This is a genomic window from Sinomonas sp. G460-2 (genome assembly GCF_047759905.1).
In the GTDB taxonomy this organism is placed as follows: domain Bacteria; phylum Actinomycetota; class Actinomycetes; order Actinomycetales; family Micrococcaceae; genus Sinomonas.
The window spans coordinates 1-4,719 of record NZ_JBKZWT010000281.1 but is presented as its reverse complement, the minus strand read 5'-3'; the positions used below and the strand labels follow the sequence as shown (position 1 = coordinate 4,719).

General features: G+C 69.5%; 4 protein-coding genes and 1 pseudogene. All 5 read left to right on the top strand.

Going from position 1 to position 4,719, the window contains the following annotated elements; all coding sequences use genetic code 11:
• Nucleotides 1-676 (top strand): annotated as a pseudogene (locus ACLN58_RS18055) (replication-associated recombination protein A); the annotation flags it as partial.
• Nucleotides 677-820: 144 nt separating this feature from the next.
• On the top strand, nt 821-1,444 hold the full coding sequence (gene rpsD / locus ACLN58_RS18050) for a 30S ribosomal protein S4 (protein ID WP_415856627.1): 624 nt from the start codon (nt 821-823) through the stop codon (nt 1,442-1,444).
• 131 nt (nt 1,445-1,575) lie between these two features.
• A complete protein-coding gene (locus ACLN58_RS18045; protein ID WP_415856626.1) occupies nt 1,576-1,956 on the top strand; it encodes a DUF948 domain-containing protein in 381 nt (126 codons plus the stop codon).
• Between the two features lie 43 nt (nt 1,957-1,999).
• Nucleotides 2,000-2,212: a hypothetical protein gene (locus ACLN58_RS18040; protein ID WP_415856625.1), complete on the top strand. Its 213-nt coding sequence runs from the start codon at nt 2,000-2,002 to the stop codon at nt 2,210-2,212.
• Nucleotides 2,213-2,345: 133 nt separating this feature from the next.
• Nucleotides 2,346-4,719, top strand: a 2,374-nt coding sequence (gene alaS, locus ACLN58_RS18035) for an alanine--tRNA ligase (RefSeq protein ID WP_415856624.1), incomplete at its 3' end; no start/stop codon positions are given.

Here is a 4,719-nt window from a genome sequence, read left to right as displayed (position 1 = left end):
TTCGCCGACGGACGACGGCGAGGCCACGGGAGGCGGGCCCGTCACCGTCGAGGTGCGGCACGCGGAGAAGGCGCTCGACATGCACGCGGTCCGCTACGACCGCCAGGGCGACATGCACTACGACGTCATCAGCGCGTTCATCAAGTCCATCCGCGGTTCCGACGTCGACGCCTCGCTGCACTACCTCGCGAAGATGATCGAGGCGGGGGAGGACCCGCGGTTCATCGGGCGGCGGCTCATCATCTCGGCCGCCGAGGACATCGGCATGGCAGACCCGACCGCGCTGCAGACGGCGGTCGCGGCCGCGCAGGCCGTCCAGCTCATCGGCATGCCCGAGGGACGGATTGTGCTCGCGGAGGCCGTGGTCCACCTTGCGACCGCGCCGAAGTCGAACGCCTCGTACATGGGCATCAACGCGGCGATCTCCGACGTCCGGGCGGGCCTCGGCACGGGCGTCCCGGCGCACCTCCGCGACGCCCACTACTCGGGCGCCCAACGGCTCGGGCACGGCTCGGGCTATGTCTATTCGCACGACGCACCCCACAGCGTTGCGAAGCAGCAGTACGCGCCGGACGACCTCGTGGGCAAGGACTATTACGTCCCGACGGGCAATGGCGCGGAGCGGGACATCGCCGCCCGGCTCGAACGGCTGCGCTCGATCATCCGCGGCTCGTGATAGGCTAAATGACCGTCTGGCACGTTGTGGGTACCCCCTGTTCTCTGGCAGGAACACCCGGACGGCAGCTCAAGGCAGCAGCGGGCCGCAGCTCTCCCTCCTGGAGGCCAGGATCCATGAACCGCCGCAAACGAAAGGACACACGTGTCGAGCACTCGTGCACGCCGTCAGACGCGACTCTCGCGTTCTCTCGGTATCGCCCTGACCCCCAAGGCCGCCAAGTACATGGAGCGCCGCCCGTACGGCCCCGGTGAGCACGGCCGCGCCCGCAAGAAGCAGGACTCGGACTACGCCGTCCGCCTTCGCGAGAAGCAGCGTCTCCGCGCCCAGTACGGCATCCGCGAGGCGCAGATGGCGCGCGCCTTCGAAGAGGCCAAGCGCACCAAGGGCCTGACCGGTGAGAACCTCATCGAGCTCCTCGAGATGCGTCTTGACGCCCTCGTGCTGCGTGCCGGCTTCGCCCGCACCATCGCACAGGCCCGCCAGCTCGTGGTGCACCGCCACATCACGGTGGACGGCCAGCGCGTCGACCGCCCGTCGTTCCGCGTCGCCGAGGGCCAGCTCATCAGCGTTCACGAGCGCTCCGAGACGATGGCGCCGTTCCAGGTTGCCGCCGCCGGTGCCCACCGCGACGTTCTTCCTGCGGTTCCCGGGTACCTCGACGTCAAGCTCGAGGCCCTTCAGGCCCGCCTGGTCCGCCGCCCGAAGCGCTCCGAGGTCCCCGTGACCTGCGAAGAGCAGCTCGTCGTCGAGTACTACGCTCGCTGATTCGGCCCGGCCTTCTGGCCGAGCAGCGGGGAGCCCGTGGCAGCATGCCGCGGGCTCCTTTCGCGTTATGTCCCCGTTATGTGCCGTAAGGTAACCAAGGGACGCCGCGCGGCGCCCCGTGAGGAGGAAACGTGTCCGGGTCCGACATCGCCGGCCTGATCGCCGCTGGCGTCTTCGCGGTGCTCGTCGCGCTGCTCGCCGTGCCGATCGTCAAGCTCGGCAAGGTCTTCGACGAGCTGCGCGGCTCGATCCGGACGCTCGCCGACGGTGCCACTCCGCTCCTGGACGAGGTCACCTCGACGGTCTCCACCACGCACGAGCAGCTCAAGAAGGTGGACGGCATCGCGGCCAACGTCTCGGACGCCACCGCGAACGTCTCCGCCCTCTCGTCCCTCGTCGCGGCCACGGTCGGCTCGCCGCTCGTCAAGGTCGCCTCGTTCACGTACGGGGTTCGGGCGGCCTGGTCCCAGCGAAGTGACGGCACGAAGCGCTCGGGCCGGCGCAGCCGGTAGCGGAGATTCCCATGAATGGTTCGGCCTACGGACGGGGTACAGCATGAAGCGTCTCTTCTGGCTCACGGTGGGCGGCGTGGTCGGCGCGGCGGCCTATCGCAAGGTCCAACAGCTGCGGGCGGAGTCGGAGCCCGGCGGGCTCAATCGGGCCGCGAGCAGGCTCGTGGACTCGGCGGCACAGTTCGCGGACCAGGTCCGGCACGGCATGGCTGAGCGCGAGGCGGAGCTGCGCAAGGGGCTCGGGTTCGACGCGTGAGCACCGCGGTCGTTCGCGGCGGAACGCCCGATCGGGGCACAATGGAACGTTGCGGCAGCGCACTCGCGCGCCGCGCACGGCGCGCACACACGAGCGCTGCCGGGAGGAATTCGGAAGGGTTGAAGCACAGGCCATGAAGTCGCACGAGATCACTCGACGCTGGGTCGACTACTTCGTCAGCAAGGGGCATACGGCCGTCCCTTCGGCATCCCTCGTCTCGAGCGACCCGTCCCTGCTCTTCACCGTGGCCGGCATGGTCCCGTTCATCCCGTACCTGACCGCCCGCGAGGAGCCGCCGTTCCCCCGCGCCACGAGCGTCCAGAAGTGCATCCGCACGGGCGACATCGAGGAGGTCGGGAAGACGGCCCGCCACGGCACGTTCTTCCAGATGTGCGGCAACTTCTCCTTCGGCGACTACTTCAAGGAAGACGCGATCAAGTTCGCGTTTGAACTGCTCACCAAGGGCGTTGACGACGGCGGGTACGGACTCCCTGCCGAGCGGCTGTGGGTCACGGTGTACGAGGAGGACGACGAGGCCGAGCGCCTGTGGCTCGCGAACACGTCGATCCCGGCCGAACGCATCCAGCGCATGGGCAAGAGCGACAACTACTGGTCCACGGGCCAGCCCGGCCCGGCCGGCCCGTGCTCCGAGATCTACTACGACCGGGGCCCCGCCTACGGGATCGAGGGCGGCCCGGCGGCGGATGACAACCGCTTCGTCGAGATCTGGAACCTCGTGTTCATGCAGTACCAGATCGAGAACGTGCGCTCGAAGGTCGAGTTCGACATCGTGGGCGAGCTGCCCAAGAAGAACATTGACACGGGCCTCGGCATGGAGCGCCTCGCGATGATCCTCCAGGGCGTCGAGAACATGTACGAGACCGATCAGGTGCGCCCGGTCATCGACAGGGCCGCAGAGCTCTCCGGCAGGGAGTACACATCCGCCGAGACCGACGAGGACCCGCACCACACGGATGACGTGCGCATGCGCGTCGTCGCCGACCATGTGCGCTCGGCGCTCATGCTCATCGCGGACGGGGTCACGCCGTCGAACGAGGGCCGCGGATACGTGCTGCGCCGCCTCATCCGCCGGGCCGTGCGCGCCATGCGCCTCCTGGGTGTCGAGAAGCCGGTCCTGCCCGAGCTGCTCCCGGCCTCCCGCGACGCGATGAAGGGCGTCTACCCGCAGGTCGAGAAGGACTTCGAGCGCATCAGCCGGATCGCGTACGCCGAGGAGCGGGCGTTCCTCCGCACGATTGCCGCGGGCACGGCGCGCCTCGACGAGGCCGTCAAGGTCTCGAAGGCCGAGGGCACGCGGCTCTCGGGCGAGGAGGCGTTCACGCTCCACGACACGTACGGCTTCCCGATCGACTTGACGCTCGAAATGGCCGAAGAGGCCGGCGTCGCGGTGGACGAGGCCGGCTTCCGCACGCTCATGGAGGACCAGCGCCAGCGGGCCCGCGCGGACGCCAAGGAGAAGAAGAGCGGCCACGCCGACCTCTCGGCGTTCCAGGAGCTCCTCGCCGAGGGCCCGACCGTGTTCACCGGCTACACCGAGCTCGACGGCGAGTCCCGCATTCGCGGCCTGCTCGCGAAGGGCGCGCGCATCGATCGCGCAGCCACCGGCACGGAGATCGAGATCGTGCTCGAGGAGACCCCGTTCTACGCCGAGGCCGGCGGGCAGGCCGCGGACACGGGCCTCATCACGGGCGACGGCTTCGTGGTCGAGGTCCTCGACGTGCAGCGCCCGGTCAAGGGCCTCAGCGTGCACAAGGCGATCGTGCGCGAGGGCGAACTTGCGGAGACCGCCTTCGTGCGCACCGCCGTCGACCGCGAGCGGCGCCATGCCGCCGAGCAGGCCCACACGGCGACGCACCTCGTCCACGCGGCCCTGCGCCAGATCCTCGGCCCTGAGGCCGTGCAGCGCGGCTCGTTCAACAAGGCGGGCTACCTGCGCTTCGACTTCGCGTGGGGCGAACAGCTCAGCGGCGCCGCGCGCAGCGAGATCGAGGAGGTCGCCAACCTCGCGATCCGCGACAACTTCACCGTCAACACCGCGGAGATGCCGCTCGCGGAGGCCAAGGCGGCCGGCGCGATGGCGCTCTTCGGCGAGAACTACGGCTCGCGCGTGCGCGTCGTCGAGATCAATGGTCCGTGGTCCATGGAGCTGTGCGGAGGCACGCACGTGGACACGACCGCGCTCATCGGTTCCCTCACGCTCCTCGGCGAGCAGTCCGTGGGCTCCGGAAATCGCCGTGTCGAGGCGTTCGTGGGCCTCGATGCGTTCCGCCACCAGGCGGCCGAGCGCGCCCTTGTGTCCGAGCTCACCGAGATGTTCAAAGTCCCGTCGGGCCAGCTCGCCGAGCGCATCGGCGCGACGCTGTCCAAGCTCAAGAACGCCGAGAAGGAGCTCGAGCGCCTCCGCAAGGAGAAGCTCGCGGCGGCCGCGGCGGCGCTCGTCGGCTCCGCGAAGGACGTCGCCGGGGTGCGGCTCATCACGCACGACG